At 37.4% G+C, this 18,650-nt stretch carries 20 protein-coding genes; 18 read left to right on the top strand and 2 right to left on the bottom strand.

Going from position 1 to position 18,650, the window contains the following annotated elements; translation table 11 throughout:
• Positions 1–20: 20 nt before the first annotated feature.
• Positions 21–995 (bottom strand): GPR endopeptidase, encoded by a 975-nt coding sequence (gpr, locus tag cpu_RS11395; RefSeq protein WP_075860196.1) that lies wholly within the window; start codon positions 993–995, stop codon positions 21–23.
• A 73-nt stretch (positions 996–1,068) separates the two neighbouring features.
• Here gpr and cpu_RS11390 point away from each other — a divergent pair, with 73 nt between their 5' ends.
• The 4 genes from cpu_RS11390 (at position 1,069) to cpu_RS11375 (ending at position 3,349) form a co-directional block, all read left to right on the top strand.
• Positions 1,069–1,719, top strand: a complete 651-nt coding sequence (locus cpu_RS11390) for a YkgJ family cysteine cluster protein (RefSeq protein WP_075860093.1) — start codon at positions 1,069–1,071, stop codon at positions 1,717–1,719.
• A gap of 141 nt (positions 1,720–1,860) precedes the next feature.
• The gene (gene rsmD, locus cpu_RS11385; RefSeq protein WP_075860092.1) at positions 1,861–2,403 is read left to right on the top strand and encodes a 16S rRNA (guanine(966)-N(2))-methyltransferase RsmD; all 543 of its coding nucleotides are present in this window, start codon (positions 1,861–1,863) and stop codon (positions 2,401–2,403) included.
• A gap of 13 nt (positions 2,404–2,416) precedes the next feature.
• Complete coding sequence (gene coaD / locus cpu_RS11380) at positions 2,417–2,905, top strand: pantetheine-phosphate adenylyltransferase (RefSeq protein WP_075860091.1); 489 nt, start codon at positions 2,417–2,419, stop codon at positions 2,903–2,905.
• A 3-nt stretch (positions 2,906–2,908) separates the two neighbouring features.
• Entirely contained in the window at positions 2,909–3,349 is a 441-nt protein-coding gene (locus tag cpu_RS11375) for a hypothetical protein (RefSeq protein WP_075860090.1), read from the top strand.
• On the opposite strand, the gene spoVV is transcribed toward cpu_RS11375, so the two are convergent.
• Positions 3,339–4,421, bottom strand: a complete 1,083-nt coding sequence (spoVV, locus tag cpu_RS11370; RefSeq protein WP_075860089.1) for a dipicolinic acid transporter SpoVV — start codon at positions 4,419–4,421, stop codon at positions 3,339–3,341. The genes cpu_RS11375 and spoVV overlap by 11 nt on opposite strands.
• A gap of 135 nt (positions 4,422–4,556) precedes the next feature.
• Between spoVV and pta the strand changes: the two genes are divergently transcribed.
• From pta to smc, 14 genes are all read left to right on the top strand, one after another.
• Complete coding sequence (gene pta, locus cpu_RS11365; protein WP_075860088.1) at positions 4,557–5,561, top strand: phosphate acetyltransferase; 1,005 nt, start codon at positions 4,557–4,559, stop codon at positions 5,559–5,561.
• Between the two features lie 46 nt (positions 5,562–5,607).
• A complete protein-coding gene (locus cpu_RS11360; RefSeq protein ID WP_075860087.1) occupies positions 5,608–6,804 on the top strand; it encodes an acetate/propionate family kinase in 1,197 nt (398 codons plus the stop codon).
• A 57-nt stretch (positions 6,805–6,861) separates the two neighbouring features.
• Positions 6,862–7,359 carry a YceD family protein gene (locus tag cpu_RS11355; protein WP_075860086.1) on the top strand — a complete coding sequence of 166 codons (498 nt, stop codon included), beginning with the start codon at positions 6,862–6,864 and terminating at the stop codon, positions 7,357–7,359.
• Positions 7,360–7,362: 3 nt separating this feature from the next.
• The gene (gene rpmF / locus cpu_RS11350; protein WP_075860085.1) at positions 7,363–7,539 is read left to right on the top strand and encodes a 50S ribosomal protein L32; all 177 of its coding nucleotides are present in this window, start codon (positions 7,363–7,365) and stop codon (positions 7,537–7,539) included.
• Between the two features lie 110 nt (positions 7,540–7,649).
• Positions 7,650–8,210, top strand: a complete 561-nt coding sequence (fapR, locus tag cpu_RS11345) for a transcription factor FapR (protein ID WP_075860084.1) — start codon at positions 7,650–7,652, stop codon at positions 8,208–8,210.
• Positions 8,211–8,212: 2 nt separating this feature from the next.
• The gene (gene plsX, locus cpu_RS11340; RefSeq protein WP_077177325.1) at positions 8,213–9,205 is read left to right on the top strand and encodes a phosphate acyltransferase PlsX; all 993 of its coding nucleotides are present in this window, start codon (positions 8,213–8,215) and stop codon (positions 9,203–9,205) included.
• Positions 9,189–10,181, top strand: a complete 993-nt coding sequence (locus cpu_RS11335) for a beta-ketoacyl-ACP synthase III (RefSeq protein WP_075860083.1) — start codon at positions 9,189–9,191, stop codon at positions 10,179–10,181. The genes plsX and cpu_RS11335 overlap by 17 nt, the downstream gene beginning before the upstream one ends.
• 13 nt (positions 10,182–10,194) lie before the next feature.
• On the top strand, positions 10,195–11,139 hold the full coding sequence (gene fabK, locus cpu_RS11330; RefSeq protein ID WP_075860082.1) for an enoyl-[acyl-carrier-protein] reductase FabK: 945 nt from the start codon (positions 10,195–10,197) through the stop codon (positions 11,137–11,139).
• A complete protein-coding gene (gene fabD, locus cpu_RS11325) occupies positions 11,132–12,070 on the top strand; it encodes an ACP S-malonyltransferase (protein ID WP_075860081.1) in 939 nt (312 codons plus the stop codon). The genes fabK and fabD overlap by 8 nt, the downstream gene beginning before the upstream one ends.
• A gap of 1 nt (position 12,071) precedes the next feature.
• Entirely contained in the window at positions 12,072–12,815 is a 744-nt protein-coding gene (gene fabG / locus cpu_RS11320; protein ID WP_075860080.1) for a 3-oxoacyl-[acyl-carrier-protein] reductase, read from the top strand.
• Between the two features lie 15 nt (positions 12,816–12,830).
• The gene (locus tag cpu_RS11315) at positions 12,831–13,064 is read left to right on the top strand and encodes an acyl carrier protein (protein WP_075860079.1); all 234 of its coding nucleotides are present in this window, start codon (positions 12,831–12,833) and stop codon (positions 13,062–13,064) included.
• Positions 13,065–13,118: 54 nt separating this feature from the next.
• Complete coding sequence (gene fabF, locus cpu_RS11310; RefSeq protein WP_075860078.1) at positions 13,119–14,357, top strand: beta-ketoacyl-ACP synthase II; 1,239 nt, start codon at positions 13,119–13,121, stop codon at positions 14,355–14,357.
• Positions 14,358–14,361: 4 nt separating this feature from the next.
• Complete coding sequence (rnc, locus tag cpu_RS11305) at positions 14,362–15,063, top strand: ribonuclease III (RefSeq protein WP_075860194.1); 702 nt, start codon at positions 14,362–14,364, stop codon at positions 15,061–15,063.
• 9 nt (positions 15,064–15,072) lie between these two features.
• Positions 15,073–18,630 (top strand): chromosome segregation protein SMC, encoded by a 3,558-nt coding sequence (gene smc, locus cpu_RS11300; RefSeq protein WP_075860077.1) that lies wholly within the window; start codon positions 15,073–15,075, stop codon positions 18,628–18,630.
• The last annotated feature ends 20 nt before the right edge of the window (positions 18,631–18,650 follow it).

The following is an 18,650-nucleotide window of genomic DNA, read 5'->3' as shown; positions in this document are numbered from 1 at the left end:
GGTTAACCCTCTGCCCTTACTTAGTTTAGATACATATCAACATTTTCCGGTTTAACGCTCTCGTGCAGGGCTAACGTAATACCACCGGCAATTACTTTTGCTAAATTTAAAATTAAGACATCAATTTCTTTTGGGGTAACCGTAAGAGTATTAGAATAGGGTTCCAAAACCTCCCGGACAAGGGTCGCTATACCTTCTTGATAGGTCTTTAAAAACTGATAAAATTGTTTTGACGAGGTAAATTTGTTTAAAAACATTTCTATCGTGTTTTTAGCAATTATTGCAGCGTTCACTACTGTGGGACAACCAATAGCAATTACAGGTACTCCTAAGACTTCCTTATTTAATCCAGGGCGCCGGTTGCCAATTCCCGAACCAGGGGAAATACCGGTATCGGCCAACTGGATGGAGGAACAAATTCTTTCCACATTGGCTGCAGCAAGAGCATCAACTGCAATTACTAACGATGGGTTTATTTTATCTACAATTCCTTTTATTATTTCTACAGTTTCAATACCAGTAATTCCCAGTACTCCTGGAGAGATAGCGGCAACGTTTCTAAAACCTTGAGTGAGGGAGTTGTTATTTAGGTTAAAAAGGTGACGGGTAACCAGAACATAATCCACTACTTTAGGTCCCAGGGCGTCTGGAGTTGCATGCCAATTTCCAAGGCCAACTATTAAAATAGGACGATTATTATCTAAGGGTAAAAGACTTTTTAATTCTTCGGATAAAATCAACATAATTTCCTTATGAATTGATTTATTTTGACTTCGTAGTATAGGAGCGTCAATGGTGATATATTTACCAATAGGCCTTTGCATTTGTGCTGCGCCGTGCTCATTTAAAATTTCAACCCTGGTTAATTCGAAATTATCTTTTTTGTCTTTTATTACTTTTACCCCAGAGATTTCAATACCTGCTTCTCCTCTTAAAAGTTCATGGGCTTCTATGGCCAAATCAATTGTAAGGCCTAAAGAATTAAGGAATTTCATTATTGCCAAAATTCATCACCTCAAGGGCTAGTGTGTGTTGGACGACAAAATTTTATAAGGGAGGAATTATAAAATGGAAAAAGTAGTAATTGTACCAAAAATTATAGAAAATCGCCAAGGATATACAATAAAAGTGGCACCAACAGCTACGATTAACGATTACCTTATAGAAATAGAGAAACTTGTAGAAGCCACGGAATTTTACCGTGAATCAGGAACTAAAACTTGTCTTAATTGCATTAAATGCTGTTATGAAAGGATTCCCTTAACTAATATCGATGTCTTAAACCTACAAAGAAGTCTTTTTAAAAAAGAAGGGGTAAGTTATGACCTACTTAATTTTTTAAGACATTTTACGGATATATTTATTAAAGGTTTAGAAATTGATATAATTTTAAAAAGGAAAGAAAACGGAGCATGTATATTTTTAAATGAAAAAGAGAAAAAATGTGACGTTTATCCTGTAAGACCTTTTGTTTGCCGCAGCTTTTATTGTATTCCAACCACTTTTAATACAGAATTAATTCGCTTAGGTATTGTTAATTTAGGAGAAGATGCCTTAGTTCGTCAATACTTATTGTATTTGGAAGAGTCGAATACTCCACCTTTTTGGACTTTGGCTAAAAAACCAAATTTAAAAATAAGTTTTTATCCAGAAAATATCTTTTGGAATAAAAAAAATTATGATATCAAGATAAAAAAAATTTTGGAGATATTAAAATAAAAAAGGCTGGCGAAACGCCAGCTTAGAGAGGAGAAACCGGAGGAAGAGCAAATGGGGGAGGGTGTAAGAAGTTTGCTCTCTTCCGGAGCATTAAGTAGTGTTTCCGTTAAATAAAAATTTATACATTATTGGGGAGAAAAAATGCGCATTATAACAGGGGAAGCACGGGGGCGAAAATTAATTGCTCCCAAGGGATTAAAGACTAGGCCAACTTCCGATCGGGTTAAAGAGTCCCTTTTTAACATTTTAGGTTCAAAGGTTTTTGATACCATGGTTCTTGATGGCTTTGCTGGAACAGGAAATCTTGGTTTGGAGGCCTTAAGTCGAGGAGCGAAATTTTCTTATTTTATTGAACCGGATAGAGAGGCTTTTCGTTGCTTATGTCAAAATATCAATAATTTAGGTTATAAAGAGAAGGCTAAAGCTATCAGGGGAGATATTTTTAAAATTTTGCCAAAACTTAAAGTGAAGTTTGACTTAATTTTTTTAGACCCGCCTTATGGTAAAGGGTATGAGCAAAAGGCAATTACTGAGATTTTAAGACTTAATCTTTTAAAGGAGAACGGGATAATTGTTGTGGAAACGGCGACTAAAAATGGTTTATGTTTAAATTATGAAAACCTTTTATTGGTTCGGGAAGCGATTTATGGTAGTACTGTTTTAGGTTTCTATCATCTGCAGTGAGGGGGAGAATAATTTGCGAATTGCAGTTTATCCGGGAAGTTTTGACCCAATTACTAATGGCCATTTAGATATCATTGAGAGAGCAGCTGAGCTTTTTGACCGCCTAATTGTGGCCATTGCTAGAAATCCTGTTAAAAATCCGTTATTTACCTTAGATGAGCGTTTAGAAATGTTAAGAGAGACATTAAAGTATTACCCTAATATTGAAATTGATAGTTTTGAGGGTCTTACAGTGAATTACCTAAAAAGGAAGAATGCTCAAGTGATTATTCGTGGTCTTAGAGCTATTTCTGATTTTGAGAACGAATTTATGATGGCCCTAACCAATAAAAAACTGGTGCCTTGGGCGGAAACAATCTTTTTAATGACAAAAGCGGAATATTCCTTTATTAGTTCCAGTGCTGTAAAAGAAGTTGCCATGTATGGTGGATGTTTAAAAGGATTAGTACCAGAATATGTTGAATTAAAATTAAAGGAAAAATTTAATAAGGAAGGGTGTTAACTTATGGATGTTTTAAAAATCTTAGAAGAATTTGAGGAAAAGATAAATGATAGTCCTAAAATACCCTTAACCGGTAAAGTATTAATAGATGAAGAAGAGTTATTTCTGTTCATTGATAAAATAAGAAGCGTTTTACCCGAGGAAATAAGTAAAGCTAAGGGAATCCTTGAAACCAGGGAAAATCTTTTAAATAAAGCAAGAAATGAAGCGGAGGAAATTCTAGAAAGAGCAAAACTACAAGGAGAAAAATGGTTAAGTGAATCAGAAATGATAAAAATTGCTGAAGAACGAGCTAGGGAAATATTGAATAAAGCAAATAATACAGCAAACGAATTAAAAATTAGCGCACGACAATATGCAATAGAAATATTAGAAAAAATGGCAACTAATTTAAATAATGCATTACAGGAAGTAACAAAAGGTATCGAGGAGCTTAAAAAGTAGTTTTTTTTGTAATTAGAGCAAAAAGATAAAAAATCAAATAAATTGTAAATGCTAAAAGCAAGGAATGCTTTATAAGGCTTGGAAAATTGAAGGTTACATCCAAATTTATACTATTAACAGGAATGGTGAGATTGTAATAAAGCAAAGCGGTAATAAATGTACTTATTAGACCATGAAAGGGTCTTGTTTTAAGATACATTTTTGCTGTTAAATCGGTTTTTGAGATGATAGCTAAAATTTGGGCAAAAACTGAAAGACCACCAAAACTTAAAATAAAACTCATTAAAATGAGTTTTAAAAGCGGAGTTAGATTTAACTCTGCTATTTTTTTTACTCCGTTAGATATTTCTAAGAACCCGGCTAAAAGGGCAGTACTAAAGTTAGAGGCAGGGAGAAAAATTTTTTCTACCAGTGAAATCAGAACAGCAAAGAAAATAATAAAGCCTCCAACTAGAAAAATTTTGCTAAAAGCTGATTCAATTGCTTCCTGGAGTACTTTTCCAAAAGGAAGATAATGATAAGAATTTATTATTTTAAAGTTATTTTTTATCATAATCTTTTCTCGGCGGGCAGCAATACCAAGTACTACTCCGATTAATAAACTTGCCGAATATTGGCCAATTAAAAGGAAAAAGCCGAATGCTGGATTGCTTAGCAATGCAATACCTACAGTGGATAAGAGAAATAAAGGGCTAACATTATTGGTAAAAGCAAGAAGTCGCTCGCCTTCTTCCTGGGTAATTAATCTTTGGTCTCTTAAATTAGCCACCACAACACTACCAACAGGAAAACCTGAGGTAAAACCCATAATGATTGGTAATGTTGCGACCCCAGGAACATTAAAAAGGGGACGTAAGATAAATTCAAAAATTTTGCTAAGCTGTAAAAATACATTGTTTTTATTTAAAAGTTCGGCAACAATAAAAAAGGGCAGTAAGGTTGGTATAATGATATTTAGCCATAATTCGACGCCAGCTTTGGCGCCTTGATATACTGCAATGGGATTTAAAATAAAAACAATGAAAAACAGAAATAAAAAGCAGGTTTTACTTCGGTTTAAAAAAACCCACAAAGCGTATCACCTCTAAGTCAGAAATATGAGAAATATAAAAAAATTAAAAAATTAATATTCTGCATAGAAAAACTTTATAGGGTATGATATAAATAAATTGATAAAAAAATGCAGAAAAAGTCGGGAGGCTTTTTTATGTTAAATTTTATTGAAAAAGTTAAAAGTACGGCCCGGGAGTTTCAAAGGACTATTATCTTGCCCGAAAGTAAAGACGACCGGGTAATAAAAGCTGCTGGGGAAATAATTAAGCAACAATTAGCTAAAATAATTTTATTAGGGAATGAAAAAGAAATTGCTGAAAGGGCTAAAAATTTAAATGTTAATTTAGATGGGGTGGTGGTTGTTAACCCCCTAACCGATAGCCGGCGCGATAGATATGCCAATCTTTTATATGAAGTAAGAAAAAGTAAAGGAATGACTCTTGATAAAGCATACGAATTGCTAAATAATCCCCTTTATTTTGCCACATTAATGGTTAAGGCTGAAGATGCCGATGGTTTAGTTGCAGGGTCTTTAAGCCCGACTCCTGATGTTTTGCGTCCGGCCTTACAAATAATAAAAACTAAACCAGAGTTCTCCGTTGTTTCTGGTGCCTTTATTATGGTTATTCCCAATCCCCAGTTTGGAGAACATGGAATAATGCTTTTTGCCGATTGTGCGGTCAACCCTGATCCCAATCCCCAGCAACTGGCTGAAATTGCTATTGCCTCGGCTATGACTGCGCAAAAGCTTTTAGGGATTACTCCTTATGTTGGTTTACTTTCCTTTTCAACCAAAGGTAGTGCGGAACACGAATTAGTGGAAAAGGTACGGGAAGCAGTACGTATCGCCAATGCTTTAAGACCTGATTTAAAAATTGAGGGAGAACTGCAAGTTGATGCGGCAATCGTCCCTGCTGTAGGAGCCCAAAAAGCTCCGGGGAGTGAAGTGGCAGGTAGAGCCAATGTCCTAATTTTCCCTGATCTACAATCCGGCAATATCGGTTACAAACTTGCCCAAAGAATGTCTGGCGGAGAAGCAATTGGACCGATACTGCAGGGAATGGCTAAACCGGTAAATGACTTATCTCGAGGTTGCAGTGTTGATGAAATTGTTAATTTAACTGCAATAACGGCAGTTCAATCTTATTACGGTATTTAAAGCGCCTCAGGCGCTTTTTAAATTTAGTATAAAGGAGGCCATTTCAGTGAAAGTTTTGGTTTTAAACTGTGGTAGCTCATCGCTAAAGTACCAATTGCTAGATATGACAACGGAAACGGTTTTAGCCAAAGGTTTAGTGGAAAGAATTGGCTTAGAAGGTTCCAGAATCATTATTGACCTTCCTGGAAGGGAAAAGATAAAAAAAGAACAGCCCTTTGCCAATCACGAGGAGGCTATAAATGCTGTTTTAGCTGAATTAAACCGGGAGGAATATGGCATATTAAACAGTTTAGAAGAAATTACAGCTATTGGACACCGCATTGTCCATGGCGGGGAAAGATTTTCAGGTTCTGTAGTTATTAACGAGGAAGTTTTAAAGGCTGTTGAAGAATGTGTTGAACTGGCTCCTCTCCATAATCCACCAAATATTTTAGGTATTCGGGCGTGTCAAAAATTATTACCCAATACTCCCCAGGTGGGAGTCTTTGATACCGCTTTTCACCAAACTATGCCCAAACATGCGTACATCTATGGCGTTCCGTATGCCTGGTATGAAAATTATGGTATCCGGCGCTACGGTTTCCATGGAACTTCTCACAAGTATGTTTCTAGGCGAACAGCGGAAATTCTTGGACAACCTTTGGCGGATCTTAAAATTATTACATGCCATTTGGGAAATGGTTCTAGTGTAACGGCAGTAAAGAATGGCGTATCAGTTGATACCTCCATGGGCTTTACCCCCTTAGAAGGGCTTATGATGGGGACCCGTGCGGGGAGTATAGATCCGACCATAGTAACATTTATTCAGGAAAAAGAAGGTTTAACTGCCGCCCAGGTAAATGAGTTACTAAATAAAAAGAGTGGGGTTTTAGGTATTTCAGGTTATAGTGACTTTCGGGATATTGAAGATAGGGCTAAAGCAGGTGACGAAAAAGCTAAACTTGCCTTAGATATGTTCTGTTACCAGGTGGCCAAATATGTGGGGGCGTATGCTGCAGCCATGAACGGTGTTGACGCTATTGCTTTTACTGCTGGAGTAGGTGAAAATTCCAGTGTTGTCCGTAAAGGTGTTTGTCAATATTTGGGCTACCTCGGTACAACTCTTGACGAAGAAAAAAATAAAGTGCGAGGACAGGAAGCCATTATTTCTACTCCCGATTCTAAGGTGACGATTTTGGTAGTACCAACCAATGAAGAATTAATGATTGCAAGGGAAACCCTTGCTTTAGTCCCGAGTAAGTAGTGGTTGACAGCAAAATTAACCCCGGTTATAATGTAATTTGTTATTGGGGGTTTAACCATGTATTTAGATTTAATTTCTATTAAAAATGATAAAAAGGTTATTTTGGAGTTTGTTGAAAAGGTTTATTTGCAACTAGGTGAAGATTATTCAAATTTTAAGAGCAATAAGCCTTTTTTAGTCTCAGGGACTGTTCAAAATACGGAAAATGGTTTTTACCTAAAAGGTGAAATTACTGGTCAAGTTGCTACTAAATGTAGCCTTTGTCTTAAAGAAATTAATTTAAATCTTAACTTAACGGTTGAACGTCTGTATAAAAATGTTGCAGATGAGGACAGTTTTCCATTGGTAGATTTTAAAATAAATCTCGATGAACTGGTGTTTGAAGAAGCGGTGCTCAACTTGCCTTTAAAACCTGTTTGCCATCATGAGTGCAAAGGATTGTGTCCAATTTGTGGGCAGAATTTAAATGAGCGGGAGTGCAGCTGTAGCAGTGAAGAAATCGATATCCGGCTGTTGCCGCTTAAGGAGTTTTTAGAAAAACAAAAGGGGGTGTAGGCTATGGGAGTACCAAAAAGGCGGGTGTCTAAAGCAAGAAAAAATAAACGGCGGGCTCAATGGAAAATTTCTGCTCCTAAACTTGTGAGTTGTCCGCATTGTCATCAGTTAATGGTACCGCATCGCGTTTGTCAGAATTGTGGTTATTACGATGGCAGGCAAGTTGTAAATATTGATTAGCCTGTAAAATCTCCAGTTATTGCTGGAGATTTTTTCTTTTTACTTGCATTAACGCTATCAATAAGCTAAACTAATAATAAATAGTAGCAGGTAATAAAAGGTGGTACTAAATGACTAAGTCACCGGAACTTAGGCGAAAGAAGCTTAAGGAAATAATAAGCCAAAACCCATTTTTAACGGACGAACAATTAGCCACGACCTTAGGGGTAAGTATACAAACGATACGCCTTGATCGAATGATTCTCTCAATTCCTGAGCAGAGGGAAAGAATAGAAACAATGGCTCAACAAGCGTATCAAAATTTAACATCTTTGGCCAAAGAAGATATTATTGGTCGCCTGTTAGTATTAGAACCGGAGGAGAAGGCAGTTTCTATTATGGAGATTATGCCAGAGATGTGTTTTCAGGAAGGAGATATAGCTCGTGGACATTTTTTGTTTGCTCAAGCGAATTCCCTTGCGGTGGCACTAGTTCCAGGGAAGAATGTTGTTACAGGAATTGCCCGCATGAGCTTTAAAAAACCTGTATATGCCTGGCAAAAAGTAGTGGCAACCGCCATGGTTCGTGTAAAAAAGCAAAACAAATTTTACATAAAAGTTGTAGGAAATGTAGAAAATGAAATTGTTTATCTTGGGCGTTTTGTGGTTTTTAAAATTCAAAAGGAGGGTTAAGGTTGCTGGTAGTTGATGCTATGGGAGGAGATTTTGCTCCCAAAGAGATAGTTTTAGGAGCTCAAGATTTTGTAGTTGAAACAGGAAAGAAAATAGTTTTAGTTGGCAGGGAAAAAGAAATAAAAAAAGAATTAACAAAAAAAGGAAATGAAATCAGAAACATAGAAATATTAGATGCTCCAGAAATAGTAACAATGGATGAAAAGCCAACTATGGCCTTAAGAAAAAAAGAAAGCTCCTTATGGAAGGGGCTTCATTTGGTAAAGACAGGGGAAGCAAAAGGTTTTTTTTCGGCTGGAAACACCGGCGCAGTCATGGCAACGGCAGTTTTTAGTTTGGGTAAAATACCAGGAATTGACCGGCCGGCGATAATAACGCCCCTTCCTACTTTAACGGGACAAACTTTTTTAATTGATGCCGGGGCAAATGTTGATGTGAAGCCCGAAAATCTCTATCAATTTGCGGTAATGGCCGAAGTATACTTAAAAACTGCTTATCGGTATCAAAAACCACGGGTAGCAATTTTAAGTAACGGGGAAGAAGAAGGCAAAGGAAATGACCTAATTAAAAAAACGTATCCTTTGTTAAAAGAAAATTTAGCTGGCTTTATTGGTAACATTGAAGGTAAAGATATATTTAAAGGAGTTGCGGATATTATAGTTGCCGATGGTTTTGTTGGAAATATTGTACTGAAAACCGGTGAAGGGCTTGCGGAGAGTATTTTTACTTTATTAAAAAATGACGTTTTTACTGGCTTAAAAGGGAAACTTGGAGGACTTTTATTAGCTAAGTCTTTAAAAAAAGTAAAAAAGCGTCTTGATTATGCGGAATATGGTGGAGCTCCCCTTTTGGGGGTAAACGGAATTGTTTTTATTGCCCATGGGCGCTCACGGCGAATAGCTGTTGCTAATGGCTTGAAAGTTATGGTAAAAGCAGTGGAAACTAGATTTTTAGATGAATTACTAAAGGGGGATTTAAATGTCCAGGAAAATTAAGGGAATTGAAATATTGGGAACCGGACATTACGTACCAGAGAGGGTACTTACTAATCATGATTTGGAAAGAAATTTGGATACTTCTAATGAATGGATTGTTACAAGAACAGGTATTAGGGAACGAAGAATTGCCAAAACAAATGAAACGACTTTAACTATGGCCTATAATGCTGCCCAAGAAGCTTTAAAGGAAGCCAAAGTTACGCCGGAAGAATTAGGTTTAATCATAGTAGCTACTGCAACTCCCGATATGATATTTCCCGCAACGGCGGCACAACTGCAGGAAAAGCTTGGGGCAAAAAAGGCAGGGGCTTTTGACCTGTCCATAGGTTGTACTGGTTTTATTTATGCTTTAGTAACTGGTGCTTTATATGTAAAAGCATTAGACCCGCAAAAGGTATTGGTAGTGGGTGCTGAAAAGCTATCGGCCATTGTAGACTGGGATGATAGAAATACGGCGGTTTTATTTGGAGATGGCGCGGGAGCAGTTGTCCTTGGGGCTAATTCCCAAAAAGCAGGAATTTTAGCATTTGAATTGGGAGCTGACGGAAGTGGGGCAGAGTTATTAAAACTACCCGCGGGTGGTTCTATGCTTCCTTCTAGCCATGAAACCGTAGCTAAGAAACTGCACTACATAAAGATGAATGGGAAGGAAGTGTTCAAATTTGCTGTAAAAAAAATTGAAGAGTCGGTACAAAATTTGCTTCATTCTGCAAACTTGGAGCCCCAGGAAATCGACCTTTATTTATTTCATCAAGCTAATAGAAGGATAATAGAATCATCCCTGGAGCGTTTAGGTCTTGGTCTCGAAAAAACTTTTATTAATATTGAACGGTATGGTAATACTTCTGCAGCTTCCATTCCCATTGCTCTTAATGAAGCCTTACACGAAAAAAAATTAACGAAAGGAGATAAAGTTTTGCTTGCGGGATTTGGTGCAGGGCTTGCTTGGGGTGGCTTAATTTTAGAATTTTAGGGAGGGTGAAAACTTGAAGACTGCTATAACTGAACTTTTAAAAATTAAATATCCAATTCTTCAAGGGGGAATGGCCTGGGTTGCAACCGCTCGCCTGGCAGCAGCGGTATCTAATGCCGGAGGGCTTGGCATTATTGGAGCAGGAAACGCAACGGCTGACTGGGTACGTTCTGAAATACAAAAAGTAAAAAAACTTACCGATAAACCTTTTGGTGTAAACGTAATGCTTCTTTCACCCCATGTAGAAGAGGTAATGGAAGTAATTATCGAAGAAAGGGTGCCAGTAATAACAACTGGAGCAGGTAATCCTGGAAAGTATATAAAAAGGCTTAAAGAAAATAACATAAAAGTAATACCAGTTGTGGCTTCAGTGGCGTTAGCCAAGCGCCTTGAGCGAACTGGAGTTGACGCTTTAATTGCTGAAGGGCACGAATCGGGTGGTCACATTGGGGAACTTACCACTATGGCTTTGGTACCACAGGTGGTAGATAACGTCTCAATACCGGTCATCGCGGCAGGGGGAATTGCTGATGGCCGGGGAATGGCTGCAGCTTTAGCTTTGGGTGCAGAGGCGGTGCAAATTGGAACCCGCTTTCTCTGTGCCGAGGAAACAGAAATCCATCCAGCAGTGAAAGAGGCAGTCATAAAAGCCGGGGATAGAGATACGGTTATTACCGGTGCATCAACCGGCCATCCAGTCCGTGTCATAAAAAATAAGTTAGCCCGGCGCTTTTTAGAATTAGAAGAACAAAGAACTCCTCCGGAAGAATTAGAAAAACTTGGTGCTGGAAGCTTAAGACGGTGTATGCAGGAAGGCGACATTGAAGAAGGTTCTCTCATGGCGGGGCAAATTGCGGGACTTATTAAAGAAATTAAACCCGCAGGGATAATAGTCGAAGAAATCGTGCAAGAGGCAAAGGAAATTATAAAAAAGATTGCGAGGGGGATAGATGAGTAAGGTTGCCTTTGTTTTCCCAGGCCAGGGCTCTCAGTATGTTGGAATGGGTAGGGACTTATATGAAACCGTTCCATTGGTGCAAAAGTATTTTCATCTTGCCAACGAAGTTTTAGGCTATAATCTTACAAAAATTATTTTAGATGGTCCAGAGGAGGAGCTTAATTTAACCGCCAATACTCAACCGGCGATTTTAACACTAAGTTACTCTTTATCTTTAGCATTAGAAGAAAAAGGTTATTTTCCCATGGTTTATGGAGGACATAGTTTGGGGGAGTTTACAGCCCTTACAGCTGCTGGCGTATTAACTTTTGAAGATGCAGTAAGGCTTGTGCATATTCGGGGAAAACTTATGCAGGAAGCGGTTCCTATAGGTCAGGGAGTAATGCTAGCGGTAATGGGATTGGAAAAAGAAGCGCTTATGGAAGTGGTTAGTGAAGTGTCTTTGGCTGGCATTATGGAAGTTGTTAATTTTAATGGCGGTGGTCAATATGTGCTGGCGGGAGAAAGTAAGATAAAAGATAAAACAATTGAGCTTTTAAAGGAAAAGGGAGCGAAAAAGATAAGAGAGCTATCCGTTTCTGCCCCCTTTCATTCCTCGTTGATGCGCCCTGCTGCTTTAAAGTTTCAAACTTATTTAGAAAAGGTGAACTTTTTTCCACCTAAAGCTCCGGTTGTAAGTAATGTTTCTGCTGAAATATTAAATGATGTGGTAAAAATTCGTGAGCTTTTGTATAAACAAATGGCAGCTCCGGTTTTGTGGGAGCAGGCGGTGTTGGAAATGGTAAAAACGGGAGCTGCCCATTTTATTGAAATAGGTCCAGGTAAAGTTTTAACAGGTTTAATAAAGCGGATAGCGCCGGTTGCAGTATTTAATGTAAATAATCTTGAAAGTTTGCGGATTTTACTTGATAAGCCCGAGGAGGTTGGATAAAATGAATTTTAGCGGCAAGGTTGTCCTGGTAACGGGAGCAAGCCGCGGAATTGGTCGAAAGGTTGCTGAAAGGTTTGCTTTGGAAGGAGCAAAGGTTGGTCTAAATTATCTCCATAATGACCGGTTGGCAAAGGAAATTAAAGATGAATTAGAAAATCAGGGGTGTAAAGTTCTTCTTTTAAAAGGAGACGTTAGTCAAAAAGATGAGGTCGAACGAATATTTAGTGAACTTATATCAGCTTTTGGCAGGGTTGATATAGTTGTTAATAATGCCGGAATTACCAAGGATAAACTTCTTTTACGGATGACCTATGATGACTTTGATTCTGTAATTAAAACTAATTTATATTCTACTTATCTTGTAACCCAGGCAGCTGCTAAAATTATGTTAAAGCAGCGCTATGGGCGAATTATCAATATAAGTTCTATTGTCGGCATTAAAGGAAATGCCGGACAGGCTAATTATGCTGCCAGTAAAGCCGCTATAATTGGCTTTACGAAAGCTGTTGCCTTAGAACTTGCCAGTCGAGGTATCACCGTTAATGCTGTTGCGCCCGGCTACATAAAAACCGACATGACCGAGAATTTAGATGAAAAAGTTAAAGAAACGCTAATTAACGCCATCCCCGTTGAACGATTGGGCACAACCGATGATGTGGCTTCTACGGTGTTATTCCTGGCAAGTGACGGCGCAGGTTATATAACTGGGCAAACAATTATTGTGGATGGCGGAATGGTGCTATAGGAAGGGGGTGAATTTATGGCAGGAGTATTTGAGCGAGTTAAGAAGATAATTGTGGATCAACTAGGAGTTGAAGAAGATGAAGTTACCATGGAAGCTTCCTTTATTGATGACCTTGGGGCTGATTCTTTAGACATTGTGGAGCTTATAATGGCTTTTGAAGAGGAGTTTGAATTGGAGATTCCCGATGAAGATGCGGAAAAAATTCGCACCGTTGGGGATGCAGTTAACTATATTCAAGAAAAAGTCTAACATTAAAGTCCCGCGGAAGTGTTTCCCGGGACTTTTTTAAAAAGAGGTGAAAAAATGAAAAGAGTAGTGGTTACTGGATTGGGACTGATTACGCCCTTAGGTATAGGGATAAAAAAGAATTGGGAAAATCTCATGAAAGGGGTTTCTGGGATAAAAGAAGTGACAGCTTTTGATGCCACTGGTTTTTCCACCCGTATTGCTGCTGAGGTTAGAGTTTTTGATCCATTGTTATTTATTGACAAAAAGGAAGCGCGCCGCATGGACCGATTTACCCAATTTGCGGTAGCAGCAACTAAAATGGCTATTGACGATGCAGATTTGGACTTAGAGAAAATTGAGCGGGAACGAGCTGGGGTATTTATAGGAAGTGGGGTTGGAGGAATTAAAACTTTAGAAGAACAGGCAGCGGTTTTGCGGGAAAAAGGCCCCGATCGGGTTAGTCCTTTTTTCGTACCTATGATGATTGCCAATATGGCTGGTGGGCAGATTGCTATTACTTTTGGTTTAACCGGACCCAACGAAACCGTTGTGTCTGCTTGTGCTTCTGGAGCTAATGCAGTAGGTGATGCTTTTCGCTATTTACAAAGAGGCGAAGGGGATATTGCGATTGCAGGTGGGGCTGAAGCTTCAATTACTCCACTAGCTTTTGCCGGCTTTTGCTCAATGAAAGCAATGTCCACTAGAAATGATGAACCGGAAAAAGCTTCCCGTCCCTTTGATAAAGCGCGGGATGGTTTTGTAATGGGGGAAGGTGCGGGAATTTTAGTTTTAGAAACTCTGGAACATGCTTTAGCTAGGAATGCTCGGATTTATGGAGAAATAGTTGGTTATGGGGTAACCAGTGATGCTTATCATATTACCGCACCAGACCCCGACGGAAAAGGGGCTGCTCGGGCAATGGAATTGGCGTTAAAAGATGCCAGACTTACGCCAGAAGATATCAATTATATTAATGCTCACGGTACTTCTACCCCATTAAATGATAAAGTAGAAACAATGGCTATTAAAAGGGTTTTTGGAGCTCATGCCTATAAGTTGATGGTAAGCTCAACAAAATCCATGACCGGTCATTTATTGGGAGCTGCCGGTGGTATAGAAACTATTTATTCGGTCTTGGCGGTATATAACGATCAGGTTCCACCTACTATAAATTATGAGGAACCGGAAGAAGGGTTGGACCTTGATTATGTTCCGAACGTAGGACGAGATGCTAAAGTTTATGCTGCCCTTTCTAATTCCTTGGGATTTGGTGGACATAATGTTAGTTTAATTGTTAAAAAGTTTAATGGGTGATGATATGAAAAATTTAGTTTCTTTTGAAAAAGTCCTGGGGTTAGACTTTAATAACCCCAGTATTTTACTTTCAGCCCTAACTCATCCTTCTTATGCTTTTGAACATCCGGAAGAAGGGATTGCTCACAATGAAAGACTTGAATATCTGGGAGATGCGGTGTTAGAACTTTTTATCAGTGATTACTTATTTAGAATATTCCCGCAAAAAAATGAAGGAGAATTAACCAAGCTGCGGGCTCGTCTGGTTTGTGCCGAATCATTATACGAATTGGCTTTTAAAATCAATCTTGATGAATATTTACGCCTTGGGAAAGGGGAACGAAAAGCAGGAGGTAACCGCCGAATGTCGAATTTAGCTAATGCAGTGGAAGCGGTAATTGGCGCTATTTATTTTGACAGGGGAATTGAGGCAGCTTTTACTTTTATAAAAAAGCTTTTTGGCGAAAAATTAAATCCGGAGAATTTAGAAACGTTGCCGAAAGACGAAAAAACTACCTTGCAAGAGCTTTTACAAAAAGAAAAAAACAATGTATTATGGTATGAAGTTCTTCAGGAGGACGGGCCTGCCCATCAAAAAGTTTTCACTGCTGGAGTGTTTATTAATCATAAGCTTTTTGCTACCGGTCGGGGAAAGTCCAAAAAGGAAGCTGAACAGGAAGCCGCCAGGAAAGCCCTGGAGCTTTTAACAAAGGACGAGGGGGTTTAATGGATTAAAGTGTTAAAAAAGATTATAATCCAGGGTTTTAAGTCTTTTGCTGAAAAAACTGAAATAAGTTTCGACGCTTCTATTACTGGTATTGTTGGGCCAAATGGTAGTGGGAAAAGTAATGTTGCTGAAGCAATTCGCTGGGCTTTGGGTGAAACAAAAACAAAGGTTTTACGTTTCGAGCGCCAGCAGGATGTCATCTTTACCGGTTCCCAAGGAAAAAAACCGGTTGGTATGGCGGAAGTAACCTTAATTTTAGATAACAGCAACAATTATTTTTCTTTGCCCTACGATGAGATAGCAATTACTCGACGGTGTTACCGCTCCGGGGAAAGCGAGTTTTTCATAAATAAATCCCCCTGTCGGCTTAAAGATATCCATGAACTACTAGTAGATACTGGGCTTGGGAAACACGGATATGCCATTATTGGACAAGGGCAGGTAGATGAAATCCTTTTTTCTTCCCCAGAGGAAAAAAGAAGTTATCTGGAAGAAGCTGCTGGAATAAATCGCTTTCGATGGCGAGAGCTAGAAGCAAAGAAAAAATTATTAGAAACGCAAAGCGGAATTACCCGCCTGGAAGATTTATCCCGGGAATTATTCACTGAATATCAAGAAAAAGAAACAGAAGTAAATAAAGCTCGCACTTATCTTTTATTGAAAGAGGAGCTTACAGCCAAGGCAAAAAGGTTTTATGGTGTAAAGATAAAAAGTTTATTGGAAGAAGTACAAAAGAATGAAAAAAAAATTAGTGCTTTAAAGAATACTCTTGACGAAACACAATTTAAAATTACCAAGCTTGAGGCAGAATATGCCGTTAGAATTTCGGAAGAAGAACAGTTAGCAAACAACCGTGACAGTGCCCAAAAAATTGTTATTTCTTTAGAGAATTGTTTAGATAAATTACTAAATGAAAAGAAATTTCAACAACATGAAGAAAGCCGGCTTTTGCAAAATTTAGTAAATTTAAAAGAGCAGATACAAATAAATGGTAATAAACTAGCAGAAGTGCAGAAAGAACTTAAATCTTTTTATTCCCAAGTTAACCTATTAAAAGAAAAAGAAAAAGAAATAATTATAAAAATAAATAATCAACGGGAAAAGCTTGGAGTTGATGAGGAAAAACTCTTAGACTTAAGAAAGTCCTTAGAAGAACAAAAAGATGAGCAGTTTGAATTAAATTTCCGTGAGGTTTCTTTAAAAAACGAAATTGGGTTTATAACGGAGCGTATCGATAGGTTAACAAAGGAATGTTTAAAAATTGAAGGCGAAATTAGCGAATTAACCAAGGAAATTTCCGAAGCTGAATGTTTATTGAACAATTTAGTTGATGATAAAAAACAAGCCCTCATTAAACTTGATGGCTTAAAAAAAGAGCGAGGAGTTTTAGAAGAAAGAGTTTTATTTTTAAAGAAAGAAATAGAAATCTTACAAAAAGAACAATCAATTTTAGAGAAAAGATATCATGAAACTTCTGCTCGTTTACAAATCCTGAATAAACTGGAAGAAAGTTATGAAGGTTATGGTAAGGAAATAAAAAATTTATTTGAAGCAAAGCAAAAAGGAATACTTAAAAATCCCCATAACATTATTGGTACTGTTGGAGAATATTTGGAAGTTAACGAAAAATATCGTTTAGCTATTGAAACAGCCTTAGGAGCAAGTATAAAAAACGTAATTGTAAATAATGCCCAAGAATTAGAACCAATATTAGTTTACTTAAAAGAAAATAAGCTTGGGAGAATCACCTTTTTAGCCCTTGATTTACTTTCGGTGGATAGTTTAAAAACGAATTTTATAGAGTTAAAGGACGTTAGCGGGTTTATTGGAAAAGCAATTGACCTTATTACTTTTCCCCAGAAACTTTCTAAAGTTTATGAGAGCCTTTTGGGTAAAGTATTAGTAGGTACTGATTATCAAGCCTGCTTGAAAATAGCAAAAATTACAAAGCATAAATTTAAAGTTGTAAGCCTTGAAGGAGAGCTCTTACTTCCAGGAGGGGCCATTGTTGGTGGAAGTTTTGCTTCGCAATCTTCAGTTTTACAGAGAAAAAATGAAATAAAATTTCTTAATAAACAAATAAATGAGCTTTTAGAAAAAAAAGCTGAAGTTACCGAAACAATTAAAAAGCTTATCAAGGAGCAGGAAGAGCTTACATTAAAAATAGCTAATTTGAGAGAGGAAGTTAATAAAACTGAAGGAAATATTACTGAGATGGCTTTTAAAGAAGAAAGCCTTCAGGAAAAGAAAGACCGGTTGGTAAGTAGGTATTTAGAGCTAAAAAATCAATTAGGAAAAAATATTAAAGAAAGAGATAATTTAATAGCGGAAAAAGAAACCCGGGAAAAGGAGATACTAAAAATTAATGAAACAAAGGCAAAGTTACAGGATAAGATAAGAAATCTAGAGGAGCAAATATCTACTATCAATAATCTAATAGAAAAAAATCAAAATTATCATCAAGCATTGAATTTAGAGAAGATACAGGTGGAAAAAGCTCTGGAAAATTTAAATAATCTTATTCGGGAAAAAAGATATCAGCAAAAAGAAATTTTCGAAAGACAATTAAGTAATGCTAGAAAAGCTATTGAAGCTAAAAAAACACTCTTAACTTTAAGGAATGATTTAATAAATTTAGAGAAAAAGACGAAAGTTCACCAAGAGGTTCTAATGTTTGCTACAAATTCTTATGAGAAAATAAAAAATAGCCATGAAAGTTTAAAAGCAAAGCTTACGGAAGTACAATATAATCTTTCACAGTTACAAAAATTTACTCAAAGACAAATTGCCGATTTAACTCGTCTAGAAGCGAAACAAAGGGCTCTAATTCAGGAAATTAATTCAATAAAGTTGTTATTAAATGAAAAATACGGTATAGTTTTAGGGGATGAAGAAACAATTAGTATGGATGAAAGTAATATTGAAGAAACCGATATTGAAACGCTTTATCAACAACTTCAAGATTTAGGGACGGTTAATGTATTTGTAATTGATGAACATAAAAGGTTAGAAGAACGAATCAATTTTTTAAATAAGCAAAAAAGAGACCTTGAAGAGGCTAAAGAACAACTAGAAAATTTGCTTGAACAACTAAACAAAGAAATAGAACAAAAATTTAATGAGTTTTTAAATTTACTTAACAGAGAATACGACTTGGTCTTTAAAGAATTATTTGGTGGGGGTCGAGCAGCTCTTGAAAAAATAACAGGGGAATTTAAGAAAGAAGGAGTTGAAATTATTGTAGAGCTTCCCGGGAAAAAACGGCAGCCTCTTGGCCTTCTTTCCGGTGGGGAAAGGGCGCTGGCAACAATTGCTCTTCTTTTTGCTTTGTTTAATTTAAAACCATCGCCTTTTTGTGTTTTAGACGAAATCGATGCAGCATTAGATGAAGTAAACGTTCAACGATTTTCTTCTTACTTAAAGAAGATTGGCCAGAAAAGCCAGGTAATTATCATCACCCATCGACGGGGCAGTATGGAAGCTTGTTCTAAATTAGTTGGTATTAGCATGCAAGAAGGATGTTCTAAGGTCTTATCAATTTCCTTACAAAATATCAAAGCAGGTTAAAATACGGGGTAGGTGAATAC

This window comes from Carboxydothermus pertinax (genome assembly GCF_001950255.1).
In the GTDB taxonomy this organism is placed as follows: domain Bacteria; phylum Bacillota; class Z-2901; order Carboxydothermales; family Carboxydothermaceae; genus Carboxydothermus; species Carboxydothermus pertinax.
The sequence above is the reverse complement of the archived record's forward strand: the minus strand, read 5'-3'. Positions and strand labels throughout refer to the sequence as shown.